Origin of the sequence: Pseudomonas sp. ANT_H12B, assembly GCF_008369325.1 — a bacterium.
Taxonomy (GTDB): domain Bacteria; phylum Pseudomonadota; class Gammaproteobacteria; order Pseudomonadales; family Pseudomonadaceae; genus Aquipseudomonas.
On sequence record NZ_VOBI01000005.1, the window covers coordinates 126,302 to 153,284 of the forward strand.

At 58.6% G+C, this 26,983-nt stretch carries 26 protein-coding genes and 6 pseudogenes; 19 read left to right on the forward strand and 13 right to left on the reverse strand.

Annotated elements, in window-relative coordinates:
• The first annotated feature begins 80 nt into the window (after positions 1–80).
• The 4 genes from FQ185_RS10115 (at position 81) to FQ185_RS10130 (ending at position 3,761) form a co-directional block, all read left to right on the forward strand.
• Positions 81–548 (forward strand): PA2169 family four-helix-bundle protein, encoded by a 468-nt coding sequence (locus FQ185_RS10115; RefSeq protein WP_149417309.1) that lies wholly within the window; start codon positions 81–83, stop codon positions 546–548.
• 157 nt (positions 549–705) lie between these two features.
• Positions 706–2,694 (forward strand): FUSC family protein, encoded by a 1,989-nt coding sequence (locus FQ185_RS10120; RefSeq protein WP_149417310.1) that lies wholly within the window; start codon positions 706–708, stop codon positions 2,692–2,694.
• Positions 2,681–2,887, forward strand: a complete 207-nt coding sequence (locus tag FQ185_RS10125; RefSeq protein WP_149417311.1) for a DUF1656 domain-containing protein — start codon at positions 2,681–2,683, stop codon at positions 2,885–2,887. Before FQ185_RS10120 ends, FQ185_RS10125 begins: the two co-directional genes overlap by 14 nt.
• Before the next feature lie 10 nt (positions 2,888–2,897).
• Entirely contained in the window at positions 2,898–3,761 is an 864-nt protein-coding gene (locus tag FQ185_RS10130) for an HlyD family secretion protein (RefSeq protein WP_149417312.1), read from the forward strand.
• 47 nt (positions 3,762–3,808) lie between these two features.
• On the opposite strand, the gene FQ185_RS10135 is transcribed toward FQ185_RS10130, so the two are convergent.
• Complete coding sequence (locus FQ185_RS10135) at positions 3,809–4,279, reverse strand: MaoC family dehydratase (protein WP_008151121.1); 471 nt, start codon at positions 4,277–4,279, stop codon at positions 3,809–3,811.
• 42 nt (positions 4,280–4,321) lie between these two features.
• Positions 4,322–5,266 carry an alpha/beta hydrolase gene (locus FQ185_RS10140; RefSeq protein ID WP_149417313.1) on the reverse strand — a complete coding sequence of 315 codons (945 nt, stop codon included), beginning with the start codon at positions 5,264–5,266 and terminating at the stop codon, positions 4,322–4,324.
• Between the two features lie 214 nt (positions 5,267–5,480).
• On the opposite strand from FQ185_RS10140, the gene fadD2 reads away from it, so the two are divergent.
• The gene (fadD2, locus tag FQ185_RS10145; RefSeq protein WP_149417314.1) at positions 5,481–7,169 is read left to right on the forward strand and encodes a long-chain-fatty-acid--CoA ligase FadD2; all 1,689 of its coding nucleotides are present in this window, start codon (positions 5,481–5,483) and stop codon (positions 7,167–7,169) included.
• Positions 7,170–7,552: 383 nt separating this feature from the next.
• Positions 7,553–9,253 carry a long-chain-fatty-acid--CoA ligase FadD1 gene (gene fadD1, locus FQ185_RS10150; protein ID WP_149417315.1) on the forward strand — a complete coding sequence of 567 codons (1,701 nt, stop codon included), beginning with the start codon at positions 7,553–7,555 and terminating at the stop codon, positions 9,251–9,253.
• 193 nt (positions 9,254–9,446) lie between these two features.
• On the opposite strand, the gene FQ185_RS10155 is transcribed toward fadD1, so the two are convergent.
• Complete coding sequence (locus tag FQ185_RS10155) at positions 9,447–9,824, reverse strand: hypothetical protein (RefSeq protein WP_033056806.1); 378 nt, start codon at positions 9,822–9,824, stop codon at positions 9,447–9,449.
• A 200-nt stretch (positions 9,825–10,024) separates the two neighbouring features.
• Here FQ185_RS10155 and FQ185_RS10160 point away from each other — a divergent pair, with 200 nt between their 5' ends.
• The 3 genes from FQ185_RS10160 to def all read left to right on the forward strand — a co-directional run bounded on the left by FQ185_RS10160 (position 10,025) and on the right by def (position 11,880).
• Positions 10,025–10,216 carry a CsbD family protein gene (locus tag FQ185_RS10160; RefSeq protein WP_046816634.1) on the forward strand — a complete coding sequence of 64 codons (192 nt, stop codon included), beginning with the start codon at positions 10,025–10,027 and terminating at the stop codon, positions 10,214–10,216.
• A 171-nt stretch (positions 10,217–10,387) separates the two neighbouring features.
• A complete protein-coding gene (locus tag FQ185_RS10165) occupies positions 10,388–11,344 on the forward strand; it encodes a YihY/virulence factor BrkB family protein (protein WP_149417316.1) in 957 nt (318 codons plus the stop codon).
• Positions 11,341–11,880, forward strand: a complete 540-nt coding sequence (gene def / locus FQ185_RS10170) for a peptide deformylase (RefSeq protein ID WP_149417317.1) — start codon at positions 11,341–11,343, stop codon at positions 11,878–11,880. The genes FQ185_RS10165 and def overlap by 4 nt, the downstream gene beginning before the upstream one ends.
• A 138-nt stretch (positions 11,881–12,018) precedes the next feature.
• On the opposite strand, the pseudogene FQ185_RS10180 reads toward def, so the two are convergent.
• Positions 12,019–12,440, reverse strand: a pseudogene (locus tag FQ185_RS10180) (class I SAM-dependent methyltransferase); the annotation flags it as partial.
• Positions 12,441–12,495: 55 nt separating this feature from the next.
• Positions 12,496–12,933: a GNAT family N-acetyltransferase gene (locus FQ185_RS10185; RefSeq protein WP_149417319.1), complete on the reverse strand. Its 438-nt coding sequence runs from the start codon at positions 12,931–12,933 to the stop codon at positions 12,496–12,498.
• 923 nt (positions 12,934–13,856) lie between these two features.
• On the opposite strand from FQ185_RS10185, the pseudogene FQ185_RS31045 reads away from it, so the two are divergent.
• Together FQ185_RS31045 and FQ185_RS31050 are read left to right on the forward strand one after the other, a co-directional pair.
• Positions 13,857–14,528 (forward strand): annotated as a pseudogene (locus FQ185_RS31045) (PAS domain-containing protein); the annotation flags it as partial.
• 111 nt (positions 14,529–14,639) lie between these two features.
• Positions 14,640–15,071: pseudogene (locus FQ185_RS31050) on the forward strand (methyl-accepting chemotaxis protein); the annotation flags it as partial.
• Between the two features lie 83 nt (positions 15,072–15,154).
• Here FQ185_RS31050 and FQ185_RS10195 read toward each other — a convergent pair.
• The 3 genes and pseudogenes from FQ185_RS10195 to FQ185_RS10205 all read right to left on the reverse strand — a co-directional run.
• A pseudogene (locus FQ185_RS10195) lies at positions 15,155–15,397 on the reverse strand (MFS transporter); the annotation flags it as partial.
• A 125-nt stretch (positions 15,398–15,522) separates the two neighbouring features.
• Positions 15,523–16,155: a glutathione S-transferase family protein gene (locus FQ185_RS10200; RefSeq protein WP_149417321.1), complete on the reverse strand. Its 633-nt coding sequence runs from the start codon at positions 16,153–16,155 to the stop codon at positions 15,523–15,525.
• Positions 16,156–16,211: 56 nt separating this feature from the next.
• Positions 16,212–16,420 (reverse strand): annotated as a pseudogene (locus FQ185_RS10205) (PACE efflux transporter); the annotation flags it as partial.
• 10 nt (positions 16,421–16,430) lie between these two features.
• Between FQ185_RS10205 and FQ185_RS10210 the strand changes: the two are divergent.
• Positions 16,431–16,715 (forward strand): annotated as a pseudogene (locus tag FQ185_RS10210) (LysR family transcriptional regulator); the annotation flags it as partial.
• 132 nt (positions 16,716–16,847) lie between these two features.
• On the opposite strand, the gene FQ185_RS10215 reads toward FQ185_RS10210, so the two are convergent.
• Entirely contained in the window at positions 16,848–17,879 is a 1,032-nt protein-coding gene (locus FQ185_RS10215; RefSeq protein ID WP_149417322.1) for a LacI family DNA-binding transcriptional regulator, read from the reverse strand.
• A gap of 213 nt (positions 17,880–18,092) precedes the next feature.
• On the opposite strand from FQ185_RS10215, the gene FQ185_RS10220 reads away from it, so the two are divergent.
• Both FQ185_RS10220 and FQ185_RS10225 read left to right on the forward strand, forming a co-directional pair.
• The gene (locus FQ185_RS10220; protein ID WP_149417323.1) at positions 18,093–18,626 is read left to right on the forward strand and encodes a gluconokinase; all 534 of its coding nucleotides are present in this window, start codon (positions 18,093–18,095) and stop codon (positions 18,624–18,626) included.
• 82 nt (positions 18,627–18,708) lie between these two features.
• Positions 18,709–20,061, forward strand: coding sequence for a GntP family permease (locus FQ185_RS10225; RefSeq protein WP_149417324.1), 1,353 nt, complete (start codon positions 18,709–18,711; stop codon positions 20,059–20,061).
• A 93-nt stretch (positions 20,062–20,154) separates the two neighbouring features.
• Here the strand turns inward: FQ185_RS10225 and alaC are convergent, their stop codons facing one another.
• A complete protein-coding gene (gene alaC / locus FQ185_RS10230; RefSeq protein WP_149417325.1) occupies positions 20,155–21,372 on the reverse strand; it encodes an alanine transaminase in 1,218 nt (405 codons plus the stop codon).
• A gap of 224 nt (positions 21,373–21,596) precedes the next feature.
• Between alaC and FQ185_RS10235 the strand changes: the two genes are divergently transcribed.
• Positions 21,597–22,085: a GNAT family N-acetyltransferase gene (locus FQ185_RS10235; protein ID WP_149417326.1), complete on the forward strand. Its 489-nt coding sequence runs from the start codon at positions 21,597–21,599 to the stop codon at positions 22,083–22,085.
• A gap of 48 nt (positions 22,086–22,133) precedes the next feature.
• On the opposite strand, the gene FQ185_RS10240 is transcribed toward FQ185_RS10235, so the two are convergent.
• Together FQ185_RS10240 and FQ185_RS10245 are read right to left on the reverse strand one after the other, a co-directional pair.
• Positions 22,134–22,739, reverse strand: coding sequence for a pyridoxamine 5'-phosphate oxidase family protein (locus FQ185_RS10240; RefSeq protein WP_149417327.1), 606 nt, complete (start codon positions 22,737–22,739; stop codon positions 22,134–22,136).
• 7 nt (positions 22,740–22,746) lie between these two features.
• Positions 22,747–23,232, reverse strand: a complete 486-nt coding sequence (locus FQ185_RS10245; protein WP_149417328.1) for an N-acetyltransferase — start codon at positions 23,230–23,232, stop codon at positions 22,747–22,749.
• A 141-nt stretch (positions 23,233–23,373) separates the two neighbouring features.
• Between FQ185_RS10245 and FQ185_RS10250 the strand changes: the two genes are divergently transcribed.
• From FQ185_RS10250 to FQ185_RS10265, 4 genes are all read left to right on the forward strand, one after another.
• The gene (locus FQ185_RS10250; RefSeq protein WP_149417329.1) at positions 23,374–23,799 is read left to right on the forward strand and encodes an SgcJ/EcaC family oxidoreductase; all 426 of its coding nucleotides are present in this window, start codon (positions 23,374–23,376) and stop codon (positions 23,797–23,799) included.
• 68 nt (positions 23,800–23,867) lie between these two features.
• Positions 23,868–24,212: a YciI family protein gene (locus FQ185_RS10255; protein ID WP_149417330.1), complete on the forward strand. Its 345-nt coding sequence runs from the start codon at positions 23,868–23,870 to the stop codon at positions 24,210–24,212.
• Positions 24,213–24,239: 27 nt separating this feature from the next.
• Entirely contained in the window at positions 24,240–24,731 is a 492-nt protein-coding gene (locus FQ185_RS10260) for an SRPBCC family protein (RefSeq protein WP_149417331.1), read from the forward strand.
• The gene (locus FQ185_RS10265) at positions 24,731–25,966 is read left to right on the forward strand and encodes an RNA polymerase sigma factor (protein ID WP_149417332.1); all 1,236 of its coding nucleotides are present in this window, start codon (positions 24,731–24,733) and stop codon (positions 25,964–25,966) included. The genes FQ185_RS10260 and FQ185_RS10265 overlap by 1 nt, the downstream gene beginning before the upstream one ends.
• 132 nt (positions 25,967–26,098) lie before the next feature.
• On the opposite strand, the gene FQ185_RS10270 is transcribed toward FQ185_RS10265, so the two are convergent.
• Positions 26,099–26,953 (reverse strand): LysR family transcriptional regulator, encoded by an 855-nt coding sequence (locus FQ185_RS10270; protein ID WP_149417333.1) that lies wholly within the window; start codon positions 26,951–26,953, stop codon positions 26,099–26,101.
• Positions 26,954–26,983 lie beyond the last annotated feature (30 nt).

Consider the following 26,983-nt stretch of genomic DNA (forward strand, 5'->3'; position numbering starts at 1 on the left):
AGAATTAATTTATCAGTTCAAAGCTGGCATGCAGGGTGCAATATCTAATGCATCTTTCATCAACCGCAAGGAATTGAAAAATGACTGACATGAATAAAGAAGCGATCTCTGTACTCAACGACCTGATCGAAACCAGCAAAGACGGTCAGGAAGGGTTCAAGACTTGCGCTGAAGACATCAAACACCCTGAACTCAAAAGCCTGTTCATGCAACGTTCGGCGGACTGCGCGACGGCTGCTTCTGAATTGCAGGCCGCTGTACGATCCATGGGCGGTGATCCGGAAACGTCCACCAGTGTCAGCGGTGATCTGCACCGCCGCTGGGTCGACGTGAAAGCGATGTTCACCGGCCAGGATGAAGAAGCCGTGCTGAACGAAGCCGAACGCGGTGAAGACCATGCGCTGAAGGCTTACAAAGAGGCCATCGAAAAAATCAACAAACACAACCTGGTGGGCATTCGTGACCTGGTTGAACGTCAGTACCACGGCGTGCAACGCAATCACGATCAGGTAAAAGCCCTGCGTAACCAGGCTCGCGCACGCTCGTAAGCGCTCGTGGCCTGTCAAAAACGCCAGCCAGTCTGGCGTTTTTTTGTGCCTGGGAATTAGCGCTGGACGGCTGTTAGTTAGCTAGCTAATAATTTGTTTTTCAAGTGACTGAACCGAACCCGACTATCGTTAAATCGTCTTTTCAAGAGAGCTTTACGTGCCTATCACTTTGCAGGCTTTGTTTGCGCCTGACCGTCGCGCCTTGCAGTTCGCGATCAAAACCTTGATCGGCGGCGGCCTGGCGCTGTGGCTGGCATTGCGCTGGGGCCTGGAGCAACCGGCCTGGGCCTTGATGACGGCGTTTATCGTCGCCCAGCCCTTGTCCGGAATGGTGGTGCAAAAGGGCCTGGCACGACTGCTGGGCACGCTGATCGGGACGATCATGTCGGTGGTGTTCATGGGATTGTTCGCCCAGACGCCGTGGTTGTTTTTGCTGGCATTGGCGTTGTGGCTGGGGCTGTGTACGGCGAGTTCGACCTTGCTGCGCAGCGCCTGGTCCTATTCGTTTGTGCTGGCCGGTTACACAGTGGCGATCATAGCGTTGCCGGCCATTACCCATCCGTTGACGGTTTTCGATCAAGCCGTGGCGCGCTGCACGGAAATCTGCCTGGGTATTCTTTGCGCCACCGCCGCCAGCGCGTTGCTGTGGCCGATGCGGGTCGAGCGACAACTGGCGGATCAGGCGCGAGCGGCCTGGCAGAGCGGGATGAATGCGGCGCGCGCGACGCTGGCCGGTGATGGTCAGGCACGTAAAGGTCTGTTGGAAATCCTCGGCAGAATCGTCGCGGTGGATGCCCAGCGAGAGCATGCCTGGTTTGAAGGTGGTCTTGGTCGGCAACGAGCGCGGGCCATCAGCGGATTGAGCCAGAAGCTGTTGATGCTGCTGCGTATCGCCCGTTCCGTGGGGCGCCAGTGGCAGCAGTTGGAACCCCAGGAGTCCGAGCAACTTCGACCGTGGATGAACGAGGTGCAGGAAGCGCTATCCAGTGCCGATACCGCGACTCTGCAAGCGTTACGGCCGAGGTTGCTCGACGCCTCCCACGACATGCACATCAGCTCCGCACAGAGTTACTGCCTGGCTCGTTTTTCCTTGTTGCTCGATACCGCCATGGCGGCGACTGCTGCATTGAAAGCGGTGGAGGAGGGTAAGGAAACGATCGATCCACCGCGAACCCTGACACCGCACCGCGACCTGTCATTGGCGCTGATGTTCGGTGCCCGAAGTGCGTTGGCGTTTCTGGTGGTCTCGTGCTTCTGGTTGGCGACCGCGTGGCCCGCCGCCTCCGGCGCACTGCTGTTGACGTGCGTGGTGTGTAGTCTGTTTGCCAGCCGCGAGAATGGCGCTCAGATCGGCATGAGTTTTATGCGGGGGATTTTCTTGGCAATTCCGGTCGCGTTTATCGTCGGGCAGATTCTGTTGCCGCAATGGAGTGGTTTTGCCTTGCTGTGCATGGGCATGGGCGTGCCATTGTTTCTCGGTGCGCTGGGCATGGCCAAACCGCAGATCGGTGCGACGGCTACCTCATTTTGTCTGCACTTCATCGTGCTGGTCTCCCCGCTCAACGTGATGAAATTCGATGTTGCGACGTTCTTCAACAGCGCTCAATCCATCGTGGTCGGTGTTGGCGCCGCCGTACTGGCGTTTCATTTGCTGATCCTGCGCAACCCGACGTGGCATGGCCGACGTTTGCTGGCGGCGACCCTCGGCGATTTGGTGCGCCTGACACGGCGCAACCTGCGAGGTGCCGAAAGCTGGTTCGGCGGGCGCATGGCCGACCGCCTGCTGCAACTGGCGCGGCATTATCCGGAGTTGCCGGAACCGGCGCGCAGTCGCTGGGACGACGGCTTGCTCGGCCTGGATATCGGCGACGAATTGCTGCATCTACGCTTGAGCCTGGCAGTAGCGCAAGCGCCGGTCAGTGCGCAGCAACGACGGTATCTGGAACAACTGGAAAACATCCTGGAGCAAGGCCCTGCGGGCAGTCGCGCCGAAGCGTTGGCAGATCCCAGCGAAGAATTCTTGAAGACCTTGTATGCCTTGCCTCCCAGTGATGCCGTGAAGCTGGCCCAGGGCGCAGTGCTGCAATTGCAGAACAGCTGGCGTGCCTGGTGTCGTCAGCAGGAGGAGAGTCATGGGGTTGCGTGAATGGTCGGTGGGCGGAGTGCTGCTCAGTCCGTTCCTGATTTATGTGCTGCTGGCGCTGCTCGTCACCGGGGCCTTGCGCATGCTCTTGCGCCTGACCCCGGCCGGTCGCTGGATCTGGCACGAAGCATTGTTTGATTGCGCCTTGTACGTCTGTGTATTGACCCTGATCACCGTCGTCCTCGGACCTTTATAAGGAGTGGAATATGCGTACACCCGTACGTGTCGCCGTAACCTTGTGCCTGGTGGCGGTGGCAATTTTTGCCGGCGTTCATTTGTGGCAGTACTACATGTTGACGCCCTGGACCCGCGACGCACGGATTCGCGCCGACGTGGTGGTGATCGCCCCGGACGTGTCGGGTTGGGTGCGTGAACTCAAGGCCTTCGATAACCAGCAGGTCAAGGCCGGGGATCTGTTGCTGAGCATCGACCGCGATCGTTTCGAAGCCGCCCTGGAAAAGGCTCAGGCCGTGGTCCAGACCCGGCAGCAGCAACTTAATTTGCGTGAACGCGAAGCCAGTCGCCGGGCCAGTCTGGGGCCACAGGCGATCAGTGCCGAGCTGCGCGAGAACGCGCAGATCAACGCCGGCATCGCCCGAGGCGAACTGCGTGAAGCCCAGGCCGAAGCCAAGGTCGCGGAACTCAACCTCGCCCGCAGCCAGGTCCACGCGCCCCGCAGCGGGCACATCACCAACCTGCGTCTGGCCCAAGGCAATTACGTGAATGCCGGGCAACCGGTGATGGCGTTGATCGACGATTCGACCTTCTATGTGCAGGCGTATTTCGAAGAAACCAAACTGCCACGGATTCGTGTCGGCGATTCGGTGAAGGTCTGGTTGATGAGCGCGGGGGAAGCGCTGCAAGGGCATGTCGAAAGCATCAGCCGCGGGATTACCGATCGCAACACCACACCCGATGGGCAATTGCTGGCGGAGGTGGAACCGACGTTTAACTGGGTGAGGTTGGCGCAGCGGATTCCGGTACGGATCAAGATTGATAAGTTACCGGAAGGGATGAATTTGAGTTCGGGGATGACGGCGAGTGTGCAGGTGCAGGAAGGAGAGCGATGATCGTTAAATGATCGTTCCCACGCAGAGCGTGGGAACGATCAGTAGGTTCAGCCGATGCTGATCGCCGGCAATGTCGGCAACGTCACAGTCTGTTGCTTACGCGGCGCCAGAATCTCCGCCTCGCCATCCACTACCAATTCATCGCGCTGGTTGAATACACGAGTGGCAATCCGCACGCGAAACTTCGGCAGTTTCTCGAGAATCTCCAGGCGCACGGTCAGGGTGTCGCCAATCTTCACCGGCTTCTGAAAGCTCATCTGCTGGCCAATATAAATAGTCCCCGGCCCAGGCAGTTCGCAGGCAACGGCAGCACTGATCAGCGCACCGCTGAACATGCCGTGAGCGATGCGCTCCTTGAACATGGTCCCGGCGGCGAATTCAGCGTCCAGGTGCACCGGGTTGTGATCGCCGGACATCGCGGCGAACAACTGAATGTCGCGCTCTTCGACCGTCTTGCTGTAGCTGGCGGTCTGGCCGACTTCAAGGGCTTCGTAAGGGGTGTTGGTAACCTGGGTCATCTGTTTCAATTCCTGTGACGAATAAAAAAATCCACAAAAAAACTATTCCGATCTGGGTGGCCGGCGATGGCTCAGCGCCTGGGCGATCCAGTTCAACACGTCATTGATCACTTCATCGCGGTTGCTCTCGTTGAACAGTTCGTGCCGTGCCTGTGGGTAAATAGTCAGTTGCAGGCTCTGGCTGCCGGCCGCGCGTAACGCATGGGCCAGATCTGTCAGACGTTTGCCTTCACTCACCGGATCACATTCACCGCCTATCACCAGCAGCGGCAGGCCCGGATCGATCTGAGCGAGATTGGACGCTTTGCTGATTTGCTGCAAGCCGCCGAGCAAATCGATCCAGAGCTGATTGGTGCAGCGAAAGCCGCAGAGCGGGTCGTTGACGTACAGGTCGACCTCCGTCGGATCGCGGCTGAGCCAGTCAAACGTTGTGCGCACCGGTTTGAATTTTTTGTTGAACGAGCCGAACGACAACCATTCGATCAGCGCGCTACGCCCCTTGGCGCCCTGACGCAGCTTTTCGAGACGGGCGATTTGCCGCGCCGCGCGATAGAGCGCCACGGGCTGGAAGTTGGAACCACTGAGCACCGCGCCATGCAGGCTGGCGCTGTGATGCAGCAGATAAGCCTGGGCGATGTAACTGCCCATGCTGTGGCCGAGCAACACGATTGGCACGCCGGGATGCTGTTGGCCGATGTGCTGATTGAGGCTGGCCAGGTCGCCGACTACCTTGCACCAACCATCATCGTCGGCGAAATGGCCGAGTGTCCCGTTTTCGGCAGTTTTGCCATGTCCGCGCAGATCCGGTGCGTACACGCCATATCCTTGCTCGCAGAACTTTTCCGCCAGACGGGCGTAGCGATCACTGTGTTCCGCCATGCCATGGGCCAGCAGGATCACGGCTTTTAAAGGCGCGGCGGGCAGCCACTGGTTGACGAAGAGGCGGCTGCGGTCACTCGCGGTCAGCCAGAAAGTGTCGTGGATCATGGCGATTCCTTTGCGCTTGGTCGTTGCATTGTATAGCGCATCCATCGCCAGCCGTCTGATCAGGCCACGCCACGCTAGGAAGATTCACACGATCAATGACGGTGTTGGCCGTATTTGCCTGATTCGCCATAGCTGCTAGTGTCCGTGAAGCTCCGCTATTCAAAAGTGACAGAAAAGCGGCCCCGGATAGGTTCAGGTAAAGAGGACAAGAACAATGCAACCTGATTTCTGGAATGACAAACGCCCGGCCGGCGTGCCCCTGGATATCGACCTTGGGGCTTATAAGTCGGTGATCGAGGTGTTCGAGCGTTCCTGCAAGAAATTCGCAGACCGCCCGGCATTCAGCAACATGGGCGTAACCCTGACCTACGCCGAACTGGAGCGCTACAGCGCAGCCTTCGCCGGTTACCTGCAAGCCCACACCGACCTGGTGCCGGGGGATCGCATCGCGGTACAGATGCCCAACGTCCTGCATTACCCGATTGCCGTGTTCGGTGCCTTGCGCGCCGGGCTGATCGTGGTCAACACCAACCCGCTGTACACCGCGCGGGAGATGCGTCATCAGTTCAAGGACTCCGGTGCCCGAGCGCTGGTGTACCTGAACATGTTCGGGCAGAAAGTCCAGGAAGTGCTGCCGGACACCGACATCCAGTACCTGATCGAAGCGAAGATGGGCGACCTGATGCCCGGCGCCAAGGGTTGGCTGGTCAATACCGTGGTGAGCAAGGTCAAGAAAATGGTCCCGGCCTATTCCTTGCCCCAAGCCACTTCCTTCAAGAGCGCGCTGCGCCTGGGCCGGGGCCTGGGCATCAAGCCGCTGAAGGTCGGCCTCGACGACATCGCCGTGTTGCAATACACCGGCGGCACCACCGGGTTGGCCAAGGGCGCGATGCTGACTCACGGCAACCTGGTGGCCAATATGCAGCAGGTGCGGGCGTGCCTGGAGCAGTTGGGCAGTGACGGCCAGCCGCTGTTGCGCGAAGGGCAGGAGGTGATGGTCGCGCCGTTGCCGCTGTACCACATCTATGCGTTCACCGCGAATTGCATGTGCATGATGGTTTCGGGCAACCACAACGTGCTGATCACCAATCCGCGAGACATTGGCGGCTTCATCAAGGAACTGAAGAACTGGCGGTTCTCGGCATTGTTGGGGCTCAACACGCTGTTTGTCGCGCTGATGGACCATCCGGACTTCAAGACCCTGGATTTCTCCAGCCTCAAACTCACCAACTCCGGCGGCACCGCACTGGTCAAGGCCACCGCCGAGCGCTGGGAGCAGCTCACCGGTTGCCGCATCACCGAAGGTTACGGCCTGACCGAAACCTCGCCGGTGGCCTGCACCAACCCGTACGGCGACAAGTCGCGCCTCGGCACGGTCGGCTTGCCGGTGCCGGGCACCACGCTGAAAGTCATCAACGATGAAGGCGTCGAACAGCCCTTGGGCGAGCGCGGCGAACTGTGCATCAAGGGCCCGCAGATCATGAAGGGCTACTGGCAGAAACCCGAAGCCACCGCCGAAGTGCTGGATGCCGAAGGCTGGTTCAAGTCGGGCGACATCGCGGTGATCGACCTGGACGGCTTTGTGCGTATCGTCGATCGCAAGAAAGACATGATCATCGTCTCGGGTTTCAACGTGTACCCGAACGAGATCGAAGATGTGGTGATGGCTCACCCGAAAGTCGCCAACTGCGCGGTCATAGGCGTGCCGGACGAGCGTTCGGGGGAGGCGGTGAAGCTGTTTGTGGTAGCCCGTGAGTCGGGTGTCAGCCTTGAAGAGCTGAAGGCCTACTGCAAGGAAAACTTCACGGCGTACAAGATCCCCAAGCACATCGTCTTGCGTGAGTCGTTGCCGATGACGCCGGTGGGCAAGATCTTGCGGCGGGAGTTGCGCGATATCGCCTGATCGTTGAATGGCCGCGCTTTGCGCGGATCGCGGGCAAGCCACGCTCCCACAGATTTCGCGTCGTTCACCCTTTTGTGAACAACATCGAACCTGTGGAAGCGGGCTTGCCCGCGAAGCTTTTAAGGGGCCTAAAGCCAAGATTTCAGAGGCTTTCAAGGCGCTATAGAATCTTTGCTCTAAAAATGACTATTTGATTATCATGAGTCAAAAACGTGACTGTAGAGGCGGCTTTTGGCTCTAGTCGGCCCTCGGCAAAGCTGCTACTCTCGGCGCGCTTTGTGACTTCTCGGCCTATATAAGAGCCAGACTCACCAACAAACACACACCAATAATAATCGCATCAAATGCGGTGATGAATTCGCGTTGCTGAGGAGTGGGCTTCCATGATCGAAGACTTTTGGAAGGATAAGTACCCTGCCGGGATTGCTGCCGACATCAATCCAGACGAGTATCCGAATATTCAGGCGGTGTTGAAGCAGTCCTGCCAACGCTTCGCCGACAAACCGGCATTCAGTAACCTGGGCAAGACAATCACCTACGGTGAGCTGTACGAATTGTCCGGTGCCTTTGCCGCTTACCTGCAACAGCATACCGACTTGCAGCCGGGCGATCGAATCGCCGTGCAGCTGCCCAACGTGTTGCAGTACCCGGTCGCCGTCTTCGGTGCCATCCGCGCCGGGCTGATCGTGGTCAACACCAATCCGCTGTACACCGCGCGGGAAATGGAACACCAATTCAACGATTCCGGTGCCAAAGCCCTGGTCTGCCTGGCCAACATGGCGCATCTGGCCCAGACCGTCGTGCCGAAAACCGGCGTCAAGCACGTGATCGTCACCGAAGTGGCCGACCTGCTGCCGCCGCTCAAGCGCCTGCTGGTCAACAGCGTCATCAAGTACGTGAAGAAGATGGTCCCGGCGTATCACTTGCCCAAGGCCATCAAGTTCAACGACGTGCTGAGCAAGGGCCATGGCCAGCCAGTGACTGAAGTCAACCCGGCCAGCAGTGATGTTGCCGTGCTGCAATACACCGGCGGCACCACCGGCGTGGCCAAAGGCGCAATGCTGACCCACCGCAACCTGGTGGCGAACATGCTGCAGTGCAAGGCGCTGATGGGTTCGAACCTCAATGAAGGTTGCGAAATCCTGATCACGCCGCTGCCGCTGTACCACATCTATGCCTTCACCTTTCATTGCATGGCGATGATGCTGATCGGCAACCACAACATCCTGATCAGCAACCCGCGCGACTTGACGGCGATGGTCAAGGAACTGTCGAAGTGGAAGTTCAGCGGCTTCGTCGGTCTGAACACGTTGTTTGTGGCGCTGTGCAACAACGAAGGCTTCCGCAAGCTGGATTTCTCCGCGTTGAAGGTCACCTTGTCGGGCGGTATGGCGCTGCAACTGGCAGCGGCTGAACGCTGGAAGGCGGTCACCGGTTGTGCAATCTGTGAAGGTTACGGCATGACCGAAACCAGCCCGGTGGCCACCGTCAATCCGATCCAGAAGATCCAGATCGGCACCATCGGTATTCCGGTGCCGTCGACGCTGTGCAAAATCATCGACGATGCCGGCGTTGAACAGCCGTTGGGCGAGATCGGCGAGTTGTGTGTGAAAGGTCCGCAGGTGATGAAGGGCTACTGGCAGCGCCAGGACGCCACCGATGAAATCCTCGACAGCGAAGGCTGGTTGAAGACCGGTGACATTGCGGTGATCCAGCCTGACGGTTACATGCGCATTGTCGATCGCAAGAAAGACATGATCCTGGTCTCCGGCTTCAACGTTTACCCCAACGAACTGGAAGACGTGCTGGCGACCTTGCCGGGTGTGCTGCAATGCGCGGCCATCGGCGTGCCGGACGAGAAGTCGGGTGAGGCGATCAAGATCTTCATCGTCGCCAAACCGGGCGTGACGTTGACCAAGGAACAGGTGATGGAGCACATGCGCGCCAACGTCACCGGCTACAAGGTTCCGCGTTCCGTGGAGTTTCGCGATGCGCTGCCGACCACCAACGTCGGCAAGATTTTGCGCCGCGAGCTGCGTGATGAAGAGTTGAAGAAACTGAACGCGAAGAAAGTAGGCGCCTAGCGACCACAAAGCCCCGCAGATGCGGGGCTTTTTTGATCTTGCTGCTCGTTCCCACGCTCTGCGTGGTAACGCATCCCGGGACGCTCTGCGTCCAGTATCGGACGCGGAGCGTCCGTGGCGGCATTCCCACGCAGAGCGTGGGAACGATCATGCGATCAAATGTGAGCGAGCCTGCTCGCGAAGCTTTTGCTTTTTACAGGCGGAACTGCGCGAAATTGACGTTGGTGCCCGCCGGGCGCATGTCCTGCAAGTACGAATCTTTATCCGCGCTCAATTCCAGGCTCAAGGCAGCCTTGCGCTTGCCTTCGTTGCGCACCACCAGGCCTTCAAGCTTCTCGCGCAGGAACACCGTCGGTACTTTCAGGTGCAGCAGTTCGTCGGTATCCGGCGTGTGCATCAGCAGGTGAACCCATTCGTACTGACCAATGGCCAGGCGCGCGACCGGGATATCGAACCACCAGATGTTGCGGTTACGGTTCAATTCGGTGAAATGGCAGTTGTTGACGCCAAGCACAGCACCGCCGAGTTCCTGGTTTCTGCGGGCAATGGCCTGCTTTTTATCGAGTTTCATAACATTCCTACGGGATTGGATCTTCAGCGCCATGGCCTGAATACGTTGCGCATTCTCGGGGGTTGGTCGGCAAACATAAAGCCCAACCTGCACTGAACGATGAAATGTCGTGGTGAAAATAAATGAAACTCCGTGCAAACGTCCCCGGTCAATCTTTGTGTAACCACTTTCCTCGTTGAATTGTTTACAGGACAACCATCATGGGTAGCACTGGCGATAAAGTTAAAGGCATGGCCAACGAAGCCGCCGGCAACGTCAAACAAGGCGTTGGCAAGGCAACCGGTAACGATAAAATGCGCGCCGAAGGCGTGGTGCAGGAAAAGAAAGGCGAAGCTCAGCAAGCAGTGGGCAAAGCCAAGGATGCCGTCAAGAAAGGCGTCGACAAGGCTTGATTCGGCCTTGGATAAGTAAAAGAAACGGCCATCCGCGGATGGCCGTTTTTGTGTCAGCCTGAACTTGCGGACGGAAATTGTTTCAAAGTCGCCAAGTAAGCTACTTTGATGTAGAAAACGGTCCCTGAGTCGCCACGACTTCGACCAAATTTGCGGCGAAAGGAGACGCTAATGTTTTTTCCACACATGAAAGGTTTGCGCCTGCACCGTGTCATGGTGCGCACGATCACCGAGTTCGTCGACGACGAGATGTCGACCTATGCCTCGGCGCTGGCCTATCAAATGCTGTTTTCGCTGTTCCCCTTCATTCTGTTCCTGATTGCCCTGATCGGTTTCCTGCACCTGCCGGACTTCTTCTCCTGGTTGCGCCTGCAATCGGAACTGGTGCTGCCGCCCCAGGCGCTGGAACAGGTGAACCCGGTGATCGATCAGCTCCAGCAATCCAAGGGTGGCTTGCTGTCGATTGGTATCGTGATTGCCTTGTGGACCGCGTCCGCCGGTGTGCGGCTTATGATGAGTGCGATGAACGCAGCCTACGACGTAGTCGAAGGCCGCCCGGTGTGGAAGCGTTTCCCGCTGTCGATTTTCTACACCATTGGTATCGCAGGCATGCTGCTGATCGCCGCTGCGCTGATGGTGCTCGGGCCGCAGGTGATGGGCTGGATCGCTGCGCAAGTGGGCCTCGAAGATTTTATCGTGACCGTCTGGACCATCGTTCGCTGGCCGGTGGTGGTGATTTTATTGATGATGGCGGTGGCGCTGATTTACTACGTCATGCCCGACGTCAAACAGGAGTTTCGCTTTATCACCCCCGGTTCGGTGCTGGCCGTGGTGGTGTGGATCCTTGCTTCGGTGGGCTTCGGTCTGTACGTCAAAACATTCGCTGACTACAACGCCATGTATGGCAGTATCGGCGCGATCATCGTGCTGTTGCTGTACTTCTATATTTCCGCAGCAGTGCTGTTGCTCGGCGCGGAGATGAATGCGGTGATCGAGCACATGTCGACCGAAGGCAAAAATGATGGCGAAAAAGTCCCCGGCGAGCTCGATCACGAACCCAAACATCATGTTTCGGGACTGGGTCGGGATCACTCGATCAAGCCGACCACTGACGAAGTCATAAAATGATCCGTGAAATTCTGAAAATGGGTGACGAGCGCCTGCTGCGCATTGCCCCGCCGGTTCCGGCCGAAATGTTCGACAGCCCTGAGCTGTGGCAACTGATCGACGACATGTTCCAGACCATGGAAAGCGTTGGCGGCGTCGGCCTGGCCGCGCCACAAATCGGCGTCGATCTGCAATTAGTGATCTTCGGTTTCGAGCACAGCGAGCGCTATCCGGATGCCGAAGCGGTGCCGCAAACCATTCTGATCAATCCGCTGATCACGCCGTTGAGCCCGACGCTCGAAGAGGGTTTCGAAGGCTGCCTGTCGGTGCCCGGCCTGCGTGGCGCGGTAGATCGTTATCAGCAGATTCGCTACGAAGGTGTTGATCCCAAGGGCAATCCTATCGTGCGCATCGCCGAGGGGTTCCATGCGCGGGTGGTGCAGCATGAATGCGATCACCTGATCGGCCGGTTATACCCGTCGCGGATCAGTGACTTCAGCAAGTTCGGGTTTACTGAAGTGATGTTCCCGGATCTGGACCCCAACGCGGACGACTGATTCAGATACATCTCAAACCAATGTGGGAGCGAGCCTGCTCGCGAAGAGGCCATGTCAGCCGATATTGATATTGACTGACACGCCGCCTTCGCGAGCAGGCTCGCTCCCACAGGGTGATCTCCATTAGGTTTCAGCTCATCACTTCGCGGGTTTAACAAACCGCAACGTCATCCGGTCCGACTCACCGATCGCCACGTACTTCGCCCGATCCTTCTCCCCCAACGTCAACGCCGGCGGCAGCGTCCAGACGCCTTCAGGATAATTCTTGGTGTCCTTCGGATTGGCATTGATCTCGCTCTGCGCCTCAAGCTTGAAGCCCGCATCGGTGGCCAGTTTCACCACGTAATCGGTGGTCAGGTAACCGCTGTGCTTGATGTCTGCGAGCGACGCCCCGTCCTTGGCCCGGTGATCCACCACACCGAGCACGCCACCCGGTTTCAACACCTTGAAGAACGCAGCGGCGCCAGCAATTCGCTGTACCAACCGTTGCCGGGCGTGATTTCGATGACCGTCTGGTTCGGTCCCAAACCAAAGAACTGCAGGCTCTGCTGCGGATGACGGTCCCTGAGAAGTTGAAGTCGAACCCGTGGCTAGCACGCAGCGATCACCGCTCGATCACACTTTATCGATGGGTGAGCTCATCAACGGTTCTAAGCCCATGGCGATCATCGGTTTGCTGCGTGCATAACGGCTCAAGCGTTCAGCCATCGAGTAGGGCAGGGACGGGTCGAAAGTAAAACCGCGACGTTCATAAAAACCGCGCAAGTCCGGATGACAAAACAGCCAGACCGGGCCTTCAATGTTCTTGACGGCCTGGGCGATCAACGACGCGGCGATGCCCTGTTCACGGCAGGCCGGATCGACAAACAGACCCGTCAGCCAATGCCCGTCGGCCACCGGCCGCAAACTCAGTGCGCCAATGATTTCATCGCGCCTGGCCACCCAGAGTTGAGCGTCGCGGACGGCTTTCATCGGCGATTGATGAGCGCGGTAAAACTTGTTCATCAAGGGCCACAAAGGCTCGGCGAGCAAGGTGTATTGGGTGTTGGGCATGGTCTTGGACTGTCGGTGTGCGAAGCGGGCGATTATAAAAGAACGCGGGCGCGGGGATAGGTGTATACCTGATCTCACATCCCGTATGAGTGGAGTACGTATCATGGCCAAAGGCATGGATTCAAAAAAAGCGGCAAAGAAGAAACCGGCGAAAACCGCCGATGAAAAACGCGCGGACAAGAAGGCCAAGAAGGTGGATGTGTTCGGTCATTGATCCCCCGCTGATTAATCGTTCCCGCGCTCCCGCGTGGGAATGCCTCCTGACGCGAAGCGTCACGGCTATTCCCTCGCAGAGCGTGGGAATGATCGTTAAAAAATCTGCAAAAAATCCCTGCTCCATTGCACAGGTCCCCGATCTGAGCAACGCCATGCCTCATTATTTCGATACCGCCCACCGTCGCTTGGCCACTGAACAACCCTCTTGAAACTCCGCTGAATCGATTTTGTCCTCGATAGTGGCCGACTAGTGGCCGACTAGTGGCCTTGCGTCTGCATCAGTGCTGGCTATGCTGAGGCGTAACTAGCTATGTCGGTCGCAATATGAAGACCGTGATACACGCCTCAAGAGTGCGCAACCCAAGGCACCGGCACTGAGCAATACGTCAAAACGTTAGGGCTGGCCCGACCCGGGCTATCAAGAGAAGGATGTCTTGATAAGAGCGTTGCTGTATGGACCCTCCGATTGAACATCATTTATCACCTGACATGTCCTTCCTGTGAGGGATGCGTGTGCCTGTTCCATGGAACGTAGTGGTGGACCGTTGAAAGACCGAAGAACTTTCATCTATCAAAAAAGACGCGCTTAAGGTGATACGACCATGTTTAACCTGCATCACAAGGCTGACCTGCTGGAAATTGAACGATTGCGCAACGCGGTGACCGACGCCAATGCCAAGCTGGCCGCTGTCAGCCGTTCAATGGCGATGATTGAATTCTCCCCCGAGGGCATCGTGCTCGATGCCAACGATAATTTTTGCAGTGCCATGGGCTACGGCGCCGAAGAAGTGCGCGGCAAGCACCACCGGATATTTTGCGAAGAAACGTTCTGCCGCAGCGAGGCCTACGCCAAATTGTGGCGTGACCTGGCCCGCGGCGAACCGGTCAGCGGGACCTTTTTACGCTTGAACAAACATGGCAAAGAGGTTTGGCTCGAAGCCAGTTACATGCCGGTGTTCGGCCCTGATCGGCAGGTCCGGAGTGTGATCAAAGTTGCCAGTGACATCTCCGCCAGGGTCGACAAGGAGCACGAAAACGAGAGCATGCTCGCAGCGATCGGTCGTTCCATGGCCGTGATCGAATTCACCCCCGAAGGCAAGGTGATCACTGCCAATGAAAACTTCCTGAAAACCATGCATTACTCGCTAGCCGAAGTGGCGGGTCAGCACCACAGTCTGTTTTGCCACCGCGTCGAAGCCGACTCACAGACTTACAAAGCGTTCTGGGCTTCACTCAATCGCGGCGAATATCACTCGCACCGTTTCGAGCGCAAAGACAAGCAGGGTCATACGGTTTTCCTGGAAGCTTCCTACAACCCGTTGTTCGACGCGAAGGGCCGGCTGTACAAAGTGGTCAAGTTCGCCACTGACATCACAAATCAAGTGACCACTCTGCAAACTGCAGCGGAATCGGCCCACAGCACCTCGGTACAGAACGACGCCTGTGCGCAGAAAGGTTCTCAGGTAGTGCAGCAAACCGTGCAGATCATCCAGGACATTTCCAAAGACTTGAACGAAGCGGCGCTGAGCATCGACGCCGTCAGTAAACAGTCCGACATCATTGGCACCATCGTCCAGACCATTCGCGGCATTGCCGATCAGACCAACTTGCTGGCGCTCAATGCCGCGATTGAAGCAGCCCGGGCCGGCGAACACGGGCGCGGTTTTGCGGTGGTCGCCGATGAGGTCCGCAGCCTTGCCGCGCGAACCAGCCAGGCGACACTGGAGATCGTCGAGGTGGTGCGCAAGAACCACGATTTGTCGTTGAGTGCGGTATCGAGCATGCAGTCAAGTTTGAGTCGAACCGGCCTCGGGGTAGAACTGGCGAACGAGGCGGGGGAGGTGATCCTGGAAATTCAGCAGGGCTCGCGGTATGTGGTGGATGCGATCAGTCAGTTCAATTCGACCTTGCAGATAAGTTAATCCACAACACACTCTGTAACAGCTGGCGAACGCAGGCTTCGCCAGTTGTTACAAAAGAGTGGTGCCGCTGAACTCTGTCAGAGCGAAGCGAGGAACTCACCCAGGAACAATCCCAGAAACGTCGCCGAGGCAAAGGCTGCCTGATCGGAGAAACCGAACACGCCTTGGCTGCCGGTGGCGAAGATACCGTCGCGAATCAGGCCGGGGCTGATGTAGGCGGTCTGGAACAGGTCATAGAGCTCAAAAAAACCACCGATGGATAGCAGCGCCACCAGCCGCCAGAGGGTCGAGACGGCGGGGGAGTGAGCAGTCATGGGCCGATCCATTTCTTATTGATGGAAAAGCTTAGGCTGCTATCGGAAATGAATGATTGTGAATCTCGGAGACTGTGCCCCGAGATTCGCCAATTTATTGCAATAAATGCTTTTGACTGATTGTAGCGCCCGAGCCCTCAAGGCAGGCCGTTGCAGCCATGTTTGAGGAATCCCGGGCGTTGTGCCAACCGCTGGAAGTACTCGTCGATGGCCGGGTAGTCGGGGCGCTCCATCGGTGTCATCAACCAGCGATTGACGGCCAACCCGATGACGATGTCGGCCAGGGTGAACCGTGGCCCGGCGACAAAAGCTTTGGTGATTGCGAGCTGATGTTCGAGGATGCCCATCTTCTGGTTCCAGCCGTGTACACCGGCGGCAATATGATGCGGGTCCTGGAACTCCGGATCTTTGCGTACCAACGCCGTGAACGCATAGCTCCAGGAGGCATTCAGTTCGGTGGCTTGCCAATCCATCCACTGCTCCACGCGCGCGCGCGCCGCCGGTTCGTGGGGTAGCAGATCAGTGTTGTGGTGTTTGCCGGCCAGATAGCGGCAGATGGTGTTGGACTCCCACAGCACGCCGGCCTCATCAATGATCACGGGCACCAGGGCGTTGGGATTGAGCCTGAGAAACTCCGGTGTGTGAGTCGACGCATAACCGCCGCCCCAGTCCTCACGTTCGTAGGCAACACCCAGTTCCTCACAAGTCCACAGGACTTTTCTGACGTTGATTGACGAGGCTTTACCCAGAATCTTCAGTGCGTGTTCCATTGAGCTACTCCATTAGCGATTCGACGCTTCAGGAATCTAACAGGTATTCAGTGTTTTCAAACCGGATCCGGCAGCGCCGAGGCCGGCAAACCGAACGTACGGTCCAACAGCCAGTTGAACGCGAAGGTATAGCACGGGATGAAAATGATCAGCGCTAGGTCCAGCACAAAGGCTTGCACCAGCTGATGTTCATCCACCAGGCGATCAACGGGATGAGGAACACTATCAAGGTTAGTTGAAAACCCACGGCATGGGCGATGCGACGTTTGACGGTGCCGACGGCGATGGCCAGCGCTTTGGTGCCGCATGCGCGGCTGATCACCGAACTGCTCAAGCAATTGCAGGTGCATGCGATCGAGTTGTCGCTGGGATTGGAAAGCAAGTTGTCGATTGGCGTGGTGGCAGACATCGACAAGAGGCGTTTGATGGCCACGATCAAGGTCATTGCCGAGCGTCATCCGCTATTGGAAGTCGAAGTGCTCAGTGCGCCGCAGGATGATGTGCTGGCGATGCTCCACCTGAGCATGAACGTGATGGAGCGGTTCCAGTTCGTCGGCACCGGGGGCGCTGAGCGGTAAGCCGATCGTTCCCACGCTCTGCGTGGGAATGCAGCCCGGGACGCTCCGCGTCCCAAGCGAACGCAGAGCGTCCATTGAGGCATTCCCACACGGAGCGTGGGAATGATCAAAGCGTCAGGTGCTTTCGCGCACCTTCAACTCAAACCCCATGTCCTGCACCGGTCTAGCCACCAAATTCCCCGCGAGCAAGGTCAGCATCAATTCCGCCGAACGACGGCCAATGGCCTCGCGCGGGGTGCTGATGCTGCTCAGTCGCGGCACCATATGTTCTGACGCCGGCAGATCGTTAAACCCGAGGATCGCCACCCGTTCGGGGATTTTGATCCCGCACCGCATGGCTTCGAGCAACGCACCCTGGGCCAGGTCGTCGTTACCAAAGAAGATCGCATCGACATCCGGATGACTGGCCATCAGCTGCAGAAACAACTCGCCACCCAGCCCGACGGACGAAGCACGCGGGGTCAGTACTTCCAGATCAGGGTCATACAAACCGGCTTTTTGCACGGCTTTGCGAAAACCTTCGCCACGCAGCAGGGTGCGTTGGTCGAGTTGTGCGCCGATATAAGCCAGGCGCTTGCGACCGCGTGACAGCAAATGCTGCGCGGCGGTTTCTCCGGCAGCGAGTTGCGAAAAACCCACGCAATTGAGCCCGGCCGCGCTGTCCAGTTCCATCATGTACACGCAGGGAATGTTGCTCGCTTCGATCATCCGGCGCGAACTTTCGGTGCGGTCGAAACCGGTCAGCAGCAAACCGCGAGGCTGATAGGCCATGTAATTGCGCAGCAGGTTTTCTTCTTCATCGCGGGAGTAGTGGAAGTTGCCGATCAGCACTTCGAAACCCTTGGGGCGTAAAACCTGATGAATGGCTTCCAGGGTGTCGATGAACAATAAGTTGGACAGCGACGGCACCAAAACCACCACCGAATGGCTCTGGGCCGAGGCTAACGCGCGGGCGGCAGGGTTGACCACGTAGTTGAGCTCAAGCGCTGCTTTCTGCACCTTTTCCACCAGTTCGGTGGCCACTGTGCTGACCCCGCGCAGGACTCGAGAGGCGGTTATCGGGCTGACACCGGCCAGGCGTGCAACTTCGTTCAGGGTAGGGCGGCCAGTGGTGCGCGTATTTTTATCGTTTTTAGGGGAGATCATCGGACGGCTTGCCAAACAAAATTCGAGGCACTAAGGTAGCGCTGTCTCGACGCAGCTGCAATGCGTGAGCGGGGTTTGTCTGATCCCGTTTTTTGGCGTTGGGAACGAACATGCTGCAACCCACAAAAATGACAAGAAGGCGTTGGCAACTTCTGCTTTTGCTCTAGTGTCATAACCAGCAAAGGTAGCGCTGTCTGCGCGCTGAGGTGTTACATGACTCATCCCATCACCGCCCTGGTCATCATGGGCGTTGCCGGTTGCGGCAAGACTTGCGTCAGCGAGGTCTTGTGCCAACTCAGCGGCGCGACCGCCATTGAAGGCGACACTTTCCACCCTGCTGCCAATATCGAAAAGATGAGCGCGGGGATCCCCCTGAACGACGAAGACCGTGCCGGCTGGCTCGACAGCCTGTGCGATGAACTGCGCCGCGTCGACGCCAAGGGCCAACGCCCGGTGCTGACCTGCTCGGCCCTCAAACACATTTACCGCGAACGTCTGCGCAGCGCCTTGCCGGGCCTGGGCTTCGTGTTCCTTGAACTGACCCCGGAAGTCGCTGCCGATCGTGTGTCTCATCGGCCGGGCCACTTCATGCCCTCGACGTTGATCGAAAGCCAGTTCGCTACCCTTGAATCTCCCGTGGGCGAGCCCCTGACCCTGGCTCTGGACGCTTCGAACCACAGCGTCGACCAATTGGCGAAGCAAGCTCATGTCTGGTGGCAGGCTCATGGCCTGAAACACGCCGTATGAGTTTTGCCCGAAGAGGTAGCGCTGTCCTGATGGCCACTGAATTCCCCGCTTTAATAACAACAACAACCAGGAGACACCCCTAATGTTTGGCATGTCCCACGAGACGTTCCTGCTGCTCGATGCAGTGGTCACGGTGATCGGGCTTATTGTCCTGATCACCAAGTTCAAGTTTCACCCCTTCATTGCCCTGATCATTGCCGCAGCCTTTCTCGGGCTGACCTCCGGCATGCCGATCGGCACCATCATCAAGGCGTTCCAGGACGGCTTCGGTGGGGTGCTCGGTTTCGTCGGGATCATCCTCGCGCTGGGCACCATGCTCGGCAAAATGATGGCCGAGTCGGGCGGGGCGGATCAGATTGCCCAGACGCTGATTCGCGCGTTCGGCAAGGACAAAGTGCAGTGGGCCATGATGTTCGCGGCGTTCCTGGTCGGCATTCCGCTGTTCTTCGAAATCGGTTTCGTGCTGCTGATCCCGCTGGTGTTCATCGTTGCCCGGCGTACCGGCGTGTCGATCATCAAAATCGGTATCCCGTTGCTGGCCGGTCTGTCCGCCGTGCACGGTCTGGTTCCGCCGCACCCGGGCCCGCTGCTGGCCATTGGCGTGTTCGGTGCCGACATCGGTAAAACCATTCTGTACGGCCTGATCGTTGCGCTGCCGACGGCCATTATCGCCGGCCCGATCTACGGCACCTTCATTGCCAAATACATCCCCGGCCATCCTAACCAGGAACTGGTGGATCAACTGGCTCGCGAGCCAGAGTCGGCTGATCTGCCGAGCTTCAGCATCACCCTGATCACCGTGCTGCTGCCGGTGTTCCTGATGTTGCTCAAGACCTTTGCCGACGTGGTCCTGCCGGAAGGCAATTTCGCGCGTTCTTTCATGGACCTGGTCGGTCACCCGATCTCGGCGCTGCTGCTGGCGTTGCTGCTGTCGCTGTACACCTTCGGGCACCGTCAGGGCATGGGTTCCAACAAGATTCTGAAGTTGCTCGACGCCAGCCTTGCGCCGACCGCCGCGATCATCCTGATCATCGGTGCCGGTGGTGGCTTCAAGCAGATGCTGGTGACCAGCGGCGTGGGTGACGTGATCGGCCACATGGCGGTGAACGCACAGATTTCGCCGATCCTGCTGGCCTGGCTGGTGGCGGCGGTGATTCGTATCGCGACCGGTTCGGCAACCGTGGCAACCATTACCGGCGCGGGCATTGTGGTGCCGGTGGTGGGGATGATTCCGGGTGTGAACCGTGAGCTGCTGGTACTGGCTACCGGTGCTGGCTCGTTGATCCTGTCTCACGTCAACGACGCGGGTTTCTGGCTGGTGAAGCAGTACTTCAACATGACCGTGGCGGAAACCTTCAAGACCTGGACCGCGATGGAAACCATCCTGTCCATCGTTGCGCTGGGCTTTATCCTGCTGTTGTCGATGTTCGTCTAAACACACTGCACTGATCGTTCCCACGCAGAGCGTGGGAACGATCAAGCACAAAAAAACCGCATCGCTGCGGTTTTTTTGTGTCTGCTTGATAAATCAGGCGTTGGCTTTCTGAATCAACCCATCCGCCCGGAACATCCCGCGAATCCCGCGAACAGCCTGACGAATCCGGTCCTGGTTTTCGATCAGCGCAAAGCGCACATGATCATCGCCATACTCACCAAACCCCACACCCGGCGAGACGCAGACCTTGGCCTCGGCCAGCATTTTCTTGGCGAATTCCAGCGAGCCCAGGTGCGCATACGCCTCGGGAATCTTGGCCCAGACGTACATCGCCGCTTTCGGGTTCTCGACCATCCAGCCCAGTTCATGCAGACCTTTGACCAGCACGTTGCGACGCTGACGATACTGTTCGGCGATGTCTTTGACGCACTGCTGATCGCCTTCCAGCGCCGCAATGGCCGCGACTTGCAGCGGGGTGAACGTGCCGTAGTCGTGGTAACTCTTGATCCGCGCCAGGGCGTTGACCAGTTCGGCGTTGCCGACCATGAAACCGATACGCCAGCCCGCCATGTTGTAGCTCTTGGACAGGGTGAAAAACTCCACCGCAATGTCCTTGGCTCCCGGCACTTGCATGATCGAAGGCGCTTTCCAGCCGTCGTAGACGATGTCGGCGTAGGCCAGGTCGTGCACCACCAAAACGTCGTACTGCTTGGCGAGGGCGATCACCCGCTCGAAGAAATCCAGCTCAACGCATTGAGCCGTGGGATTCGACGGGAAGCCGAGGATCATCATTTTCGGCTTCGGGATCGAGCCACGAATGGCGCTTTCCAGTTCGGCGAAGAAATCCACGCCCGGAATCAACGGCACTGAACGCACCTGGGCGCCGGCAATCACCGCACCGTAGATGTGAATCGGGTAGCTCGGGTTCGGCACCAGCACGGTGTCGCCCTGGTCGAGGGTGGCCAGCATCAAATGCGCCAGGCCTTCCTTGGAACCGATGGTGACAATGGCTTCGCTTTCCGGGTCGATGTCGACCTCGTAACGATCCTTGTACCAATTGGAAATTGCCCGGCGCAGGCGCGGAATGCCCTTGGACGTCGAGTAGCCGTGGGTGTCTTCGCGCTGGGCGACGGTGACCAGTTTTTCGACGATGTGCGGCGGGGTCGGGCCATCGGGGTTGCCCATGCTGAAGTCGATGATGTCTTCGCCACGACGACGCGCGGCCATCTTCAGCTCGGCAGTGATGTTGAATACGTAAGGGGGGAGTCGATCTATGCGCGCAAAGCGGCGCGGCGAACCTGGGTTAGCCATTGTTGCCTCGGATAACGTGAGCGCCCGGAACCGTCCGAGCGACGCTGGTCACTGCGGTGACCTGTGGCGGAATGTAAGGGCTGATGGGGCAAACTGTCCAGCGACTATGTAAACAAATTTGTCCGAAGGAAATCGGTTGATGGAATATCAGTGATTCGCCTCTCGATGTCGCGCTGAAGCTCATTTATGATCGGCGACCTTCTCAACGCTGATCCCGAGTCGCCATGAACACCGTCATCCGCCACGTCACGCCTGCCGATCTGGACCGCTGCTACGCCATCGAAACCGTTGCCTATGAAGGCGATGAAGCTGCAACCCGTGAGAAAATCGCTACCCGTATTGCCACGTGGCCCGAGGGTTTCATCGTCGCCGAAGTGAACGGCGTTGTCGCCGGTTTCATCAATTCCGGTGCGGCATTTCAGGTGGAAATGTCGGACGAGGCGTTCAAGGAACTGATCGGCCACGACCCGGCCGGCCCGCACGTGGTGATCATGTCGGTGGTGGTCCATCCGGACTATCAGGGGCAGGGCTTGGCGAAACGCTTGATGGGCGAGTTCATCGAGCGGATGCGGGCGCTGGGCAAGACCAGCATCCATTTGATGTGCAAGGAGCGGCATATTCCCTTGTACAGCGGGTTTGGGTTTGCCTACATCAAGCCTTCCGCCTCGGACCATGGCGGCATGGCGTGGCATGAGATGGTGCTGGAGTTGTAACGAATCTCTATCAAACAGTGGAGATCAAATGTCGTGAAGTCAGCCCTATCAGTAGAGGCTATCGCGCACCCGAGTCGGCGCTTCCCGGTCATACGCCTCGGCATCGAACTGCCCATCATTCAGACGCTTGTGAAACGCACCCGCTGTCGGCAGCGCCGAGCGTTCCAGATGCTTCTCAGGGTTCCACAAATCCGAACGAACGATGGCCTTGGAGCAATGGAAATACGCCGCGTCCACTGTCACCAGCATCACCGTGCGCGCCGGTTTGCCATTGACCGCAAAGCTCTCCAGTAACGCCGGCTCGGCGCTGATCTGCGCCATGCCGTTGACCCGCAACGTCTCGCCAATCCCTGGAATGATGAACAGCAGCGACACCCGCGAATCGAGCACCACATTGCGCAACGTGTCGATGCGGTTGTTGCCTGGCCGATCCGGGATCGCCAGGGTCTGGTCATCGATGATCCGCACGAAACCCGGCGTGTCACCTCGTGGCGAGCCGTCGATGCCGTCGGGGCCGACCGAGCTTACGATCACCAGCGGCGAAGCGCGGACCATCGCTTGATAGTCCTCGTTCAAAAAGGTGATTTGCTTGCGCACGGCGCGGTCGTGGGGACGTCCGTAGATTGCTTCCAGTTCTTCAATGCTGTTGAGCATAACCACCTCAGAAAATCAGACCCATGCGCCGTTCGTAACCGATCCGGCCCTTGTAGGCTTCGCCGCTGTCGACCCAGCCGAATTTTGCGTAGAGCGCGATGGCCGATGCGTTGTCGGCATCCACCGACAATTCCAGCCCCCTGATTTCCGGCCAGGCCTGACGCGCAACCTCGGGCAGCGCTTGCAGGCAGGCCTTGCCATACCCTTTGCCCTGCGCCCGGTGATCGACTTGCAGCGCATGCAAGGTGGCGCTGTGCTCATCGGCCCAGGCGGGCAGCACCGGCGGGCGTTTGAGCAGCAGGAAGGCGACGGGAATATCCTCGGCCAGCAGGGCAAATCCTTTGACGCCGGGGCCGGGTCTGGACAGCAGGGTGTGCAACGCACCGTGGATGTCGCCGGAGAACTTGATCTGTTCTTTGTGAACTTCGATGGCCTCGACCTGCTGGCGCTGGCGCGCGTTCAGGCTTTCGTAAGGCACGAGTCGGGTTGTCACTGGAGTGTCCTTTTTCCAACCTAAATGTGTTTCGGATTCTAGCGAGTTTGCGTCCGTGGATTATTTTTATTTGGGTTGTCGATTTGGCTTTTCGCCAGACGACTAGAGGTGTCTTCACAACAAAAACCGCGGAGAACCACGATGAACGCTACCAACGAAATCCAGACCCTGATCGACACCTATCGCCAGGCAGTCATCGCCAAGGATGTCGAGAAACTCATGACCTTGTATGCCGACGACATCGTCTCCTACGACGCGGTCAAGGCCCTGCAATTTCGGGGCAAAGCGGCCTACCGCGCGCATTGGCTGGAGTGCATGGAAATATGCCAGGGCGCGCACAAGTTTGACTTCGATCATATGAACATCGTGGCGGACGAACACATCGCCTTTGCCCATTGGCTGGCCCATTGCGGCGGCACCAACGAGAAAGGCGAAACCCAGGCCTGCTGGATGCGCGTGACTGCCTGCTATCGGCGCGACGATGGGCAATGGCGCATCGTTCACGAACACTGGTCAGCCCCATTCGACATGACGAGCGGCGCGGCGCTGTTCAATCTGGAACCCTGATCGTCGGTTTTATTCACAGAAGCGCCAATCTGCAGCCATAGTTGATCAGCTCGATCAGGGAGTGCCACATGAAATATCTATGCCTTGTCTACAGCAGCGAGCACGAGTTGCACTCGCTGCCCGAAAGCCCCAATGACGCCGAGTGCATGGCCTATGCCGAGGCAATCGAGGGCAGTGGCCGGATGATTTCGGCCGAGGCTCTGGAGTCGGTCCAGACTGCGACCACTGTACGCATGCGTAACGGGAAAATGTCGATCACCGACGGCCCGTTCGCCGAAACCAAGGAGCAGTTGGCCGGCTTCTACCTGATCGATGCCAAGGACCTCAACGACGCACTCCAGGTCGCCGGTAACATTCCGGCGGCCCGGGTCGGCTGTGTCGAGGTGCGTCCCGTTCGCCAGTTGAATCCCTGAATAAAAATCAAAAAACAGGAGATCCCCATGAGTCCGCAACCCGTTTACAGAAAGCCCGCCGCGTTCGAGTTGTCCATCAGTCGTCTGATTGATGCGCCGCGCCGCAAAATCTTCCGCGCCTGGACCGAGCCGGCCTTGCTCGTCCAGTGGTGGGGACCTCACGGCATGACCACCCCCGAGTGCGAAATGGACCTGTGGGTGGGCGGCCAGTTTCGCACCCTGATGCGTGCGCCGGACGGCACCGAGTACCCGACCATGGGGGTCTTCCTGGAGATCGTCGCCCCTGAGCGGCTGGTCTTCACTGACGCGTTCGTTCCCGGCTGGATCCCTTCGGGCAAACCCTTCATGTCAGCTGAAGTGACGCTTGAAGACCGGGACGGCAAGACGCTTTACACCGCTCGCGCCATGCACTGGTCCGAAGAAGATCGCCAGGCCCATGAGGCCATGGGGTTTCACGATGGCTGGGGGCAAAGCCTGGATCGACTGGTGACGCTGGTGACCGAAGGCATGCCGGACTGATGCCAGATGCGTCGGTTACGGCTCGGGTCGAGCAGGTTTACCGCGAAGATTCGCGGCGGATTCTGGCGACCCTGATCCGCTTGCTCGGCGATTTCGACCTCGCCGAAGAGGCCTTGCACGAGGCATTTTTCGTCGCTGTCGAACGCTGGCAACGTGACGGCGTGCCGGACAATCCGCGCACCTGGCTGGTCTCCACCGGGCGCTTCAAGGCCATCGATGTGTTGCGTCGGCGCGCACGCTTCAATGCGTCCCGGCCGATGTTGATCGCTCAACTGGAGACGCTGGAGCAGGCCGACTGGAGTGACGAAGACGTGGAAGACGATCGCTTGCGCCTGATTTTCACCTGTTGTCACCCGGCACTGGCGGCGGACGCCCAGGTGCCGTTGACGCTGCGCGAAGTGTGCGACCTGACCACAGAGGAAATCGCCCGGGCCTTTCTGTCTGCACCGGCCACCATTGCCCAGCGCATCGTGCGTGCCAAAGCCAAAATCCGTGACGCAAAAATTCCCTATCAAGTGCCTTCCCTGGCCGAGTTGCCTGAGCGTCTCGACAGCGTGCTGCGGGTGATTTACCTGGTGTTCAACGAAGGCTATTCCGCGTCCGTTGGTGCGGAACTGACCCGTGAGGAATTGACCCGCGAGGCGATTCGGCTCGCGCGTTTGTTGATGGAACTGCTGCCCGAACCCGAGGTGATGGGGCTGCTGGCACTGATGCTGCTGCATGAATCCCGACGCCCGGCCCGGACTTCAGCGAGCGGGGAGTTAATCGTGCTGGATGAACAGGATCGTTCGTTGTGGGACGCCCAGATGATTGCTGAAGGTGGCGCGTTGGTCGAGCGGGCGCTGACGACTCGGCAATTCGGACCTTATTGCCTGCAAGCTGCGATAGCGGCGGTACATGCCGAAGGGCCCACGGCGGCGGAAACGGATTGGCTGGAAATTGTGGGTTTGTATGACGTGCTGTTGGCGTTGGTGCCCTCGCCGGTGATCGAATTGAACCGTGCGGCGGCGATCTCCAAACGGGATGGGCCGTTGGCGGGGCTGGTGTTGGTTGAAGCCATTCTGGATCGCGGAGAACTGTTGGATTACCACTTGGCGCACTCGGCGCGGGCGGAGTTTTGTCGGCAGTTGGGGCGGGTTGAAGAGGCGAGGGCGGCGTATGAGCGCGCGCTGGAGCTGACGCAACAGGTGCCGGAGCGGCGGTTTCTTGAAGCGCGGCTAAAGACGTTGGGTTGATCCAAAGTGTGCGGTGGGTATGCGGGCCTCTTCGCGGGCAAGCCTGCTCCCACAGTGGATCGCGTCGGCCACAAAATTTGTGTACGCCATCAATTCCTGTGGGAGCGGGCTTGCCCGCGAAGAGCAGCGCCGCTATTCCAACATTTTGCTTAATAACCAACTCCCCGCCGGCCCCGGTGGATGCAGTCGCGACCACAGTGCATCGACGAAAACCAGTTTCGGATAGCCGCGCACGTCCAGCTCCACCAGTGTTCCCGCCCCAAACCGCCCCACCAGCCAACGCGGCAACGGCGCCCAGCCGAATCCACCCTGGGCCATTTCCAGCAGCATCAAGTAACTCGGCGCCGACCAGACGCGCCCCTTCGCCCGGCTTTCATACGGATTCACGATAGTCGCCAGCCGCAGTTCCCGATGCTGTTGCAGCACCTGCTGATCGACATTTTTCAGCCTCGCCAACGGATGTTCATGGGACACGAACAGCGCAATTTCGGTGCGTTCATCGACCGTTGAACTGACCAGGTCCGGCGGGTAAATGTCTTGCATCTCGGCGAACGCGACATGCGCTCGACCGCTTTGCACCAGCGCTATCAGGTCATCGCATTCGGCAATCAGGCATTCGAGTTCCAGCTCCGGATAACGCTGCTCGAACGCACTCAGTGCTGCTTCGAATCGGTCGGACTGGTAAGTGTCGGAAATCGCCACCGTCAGTTTCGCCTCGACGCCCTGGGACAGTTGGCTGGCGGTCATTTCCAGACGGCTGGTGGCGGCCAGAATCTCCTCGGCCCGTTGCAGCATGACGTGCCCGGCCGGCGTCAGGCCGGGCTTGCGGGTGGTGCGGTCGAACAGGGTCAGGTTCAGATCGATTTCCAGGCTGGCCACCGCCGCACTGATGGTCGATTGACTGCGGCCAAGCTTGCGTGCCGCAGCAGAAAACGAGCCTTGAGTCGCCGCCTGAACGAAGGCCTGCAACACTTCGTGAGATGCCATGAACTATCGCCTTGGTCGATGGTTATTGGC

What these genes read in the sequence shown, in the direction of transcription:
- FQ185_RS10140 (WP_149417313.1), bottom strand. Translation starts at nt 5,266, where the DNA reads ATGATCCACGACACTTTCTGGCTGACCGCGAGTGACCGCAGCCGCCTC.
- FQ185_RS10240 (WP_149417327.1), bottom strand. Translation starts at nt 22,739, where the DNA reads ATGCTCAACAGCATTGAAGAACTGGAAGCAATCTACGGACGTCCCCAC.
- FQ185_RS10160 (WP_046816634.1), top strand. Translation starts at nt 10,025, where the DNA reads ATGGGTAGCACTGGCGATAAAGTTAAAGGCATGGCCAACGAAGCCGCC.
- FQ185_RS10265 (WP_149417332.1), top strand. Translation starts at nt 24,731, where the DNA reads ATGCCAGATGCGTCGGTTACGGCTCGGGTCGAGCAGGTTTACCGCGAA.
- FQ185_RS10270 (WP_149417333.1), bottom strand. Translation starts at nt 26,953, where the DNA reads ATGGCATCTCACGAAGTGTTGCAGGCCTTCGTTCAGGCGGCGACTCAA.
- FQ185_RS10115 (WP_149417309.1), top strand. Translation starts at nt 81, where the DNA reads ATGACTGACATGAATAAAGAAGCGATCTCTGTACTCAACGACCTGATC.
- FQ185_RS10225 (WP_149417324.1), top strand. Translation starts at nt 18,709, where the DNA reads ATGTTTGGCATGTCCCACGAGACGTTCCTGCTGCTCGATGCAGTGGTC.
- FQ185_RS10260 (WP_149417331.1), top strand. Translation starts at nt 24,240, where the DNA reads ATGAGTCCGCAACCCGTTTACAGAAAGCCCGCCGCGTTCGAGTTGTCC.
- FQ185_RS10130 (WP_149417312.1), top strand. Translation starts at nt 2,898, where the DNA reads ATGCGTACACCCGTACGTGTCGCCGTAACCTTGTGCCTGGTGGCGGTG.
- FQ185_RS10235 (WP_149417326.1), top strand. Translation starts at nt 21,597, where the DNA reads ATGAACACCGTCATCCGCCACGTCACGCCTGCCGATCTGGACCGCTGC.
- fadD1 (WP_149417315.1), top strand. Translation starts at nt 7,553, where the DNA reads ATGATCGAAGACTTTTGGAAGGATAAGTACCCTGCCGGGATTGCTGCC.
- fadD2 (WP_149417314.1), top strand. Translation starts at nt 5,481, where the DNA reads ATGCAACCTGATTTCTGGAATGACAAACGCCCGGCCGGCGTGCCCCTG.
- FQ185_RS10255 (WP_149417330.1), top strand. Translation starts at nt 23,868, where the DNA reads ATGAAATATCTATGCCTTGTCTACAGCAGCGAGCACGAGTTGCACTCG.
- FQ185_RS10165 (WP_149417316.1), top strand. Translation starts at nt 10,388, where the DNA reads ATGTTTTTTCCACACATGAAAGGTTTGCGCCTGCACCGTGTCATGGTG.
- FQ185_RS10125 (WP_149417311.1), top strand. Translation starts at nt 2,681, where the DNA reads ATGGGGTTGCGTGAATGGTCGGTGGGCGGAGTGCTGCTCAGTCCGTTC.
- FQ185_RS10135 (WP_008151121.1), bottom strand. Translation starts at nt 4,279, where the DNA reads ATGACCCAGGTTACCAACACCCCTTACGAAGCCCTTGAAGTCGGCCAG.
- FQ185_RS10215 (WP_149417322.1), bottom strand. Translation starts at nt 17,879, where the DNA reads ATGATCTCCCCTAAAAACGATAAAAATACGCGCACCACTGGCCGCCCT.
- FQ185_RS10200 (WP_149417321.1), bottom strand. Translation starts at nt 16,155, where the DNA reads ATGGAACACGCACTGAAGATTCTGGGTAAAGCCTCGTCAATCAACGTC.
- alaC (WP_149417325.1), bottom strand. Translation starts at nt 21,372, where the DNA reads ATGGCTAACCCAGGTTCGCCGCGCCGCTTTGCGCGCATAGATCGACTC.
- FQ185_RS10220 (WP_149417323.1), top strand. Translation starts at nt 18,093, where the DNA reads ATGACTCATCCCATCACCGCCCTGGTCATCATGGGCGTTGCCGGTTGC.
- FQ185_RS10155 (WP_033056806.1), bottom strand. Translation starts at nt 9,824, where the DNA reads ATGAAACTCGATAAAAAGCAGGCCATTGCCCGCAGAAACCAGGAACTC.
- FQ185_RS10250 (WP_149417329.1), top strand. Translation starts at nt 23,374, where the DNA reads ATGAACGCTACCAACGAAATCCAGACCCTGATCGACACCTATCGCCAG.
- FQ185_RS10185 (WP_149417319.1), bottom strand. Translation starts at nt 12,933, where the DNA reads ATGCCCAACACCCAATACACCTTGCTCGCCGAGCCTTTGTGGCCCTTG.
- def (WP_149417317.1), top strand. Translation starts at nt 11,341, where the DNA reads ATGATCCGTGAAATTCTGAAAATGGGTGACGAGCGCCTGCTGCGCATT.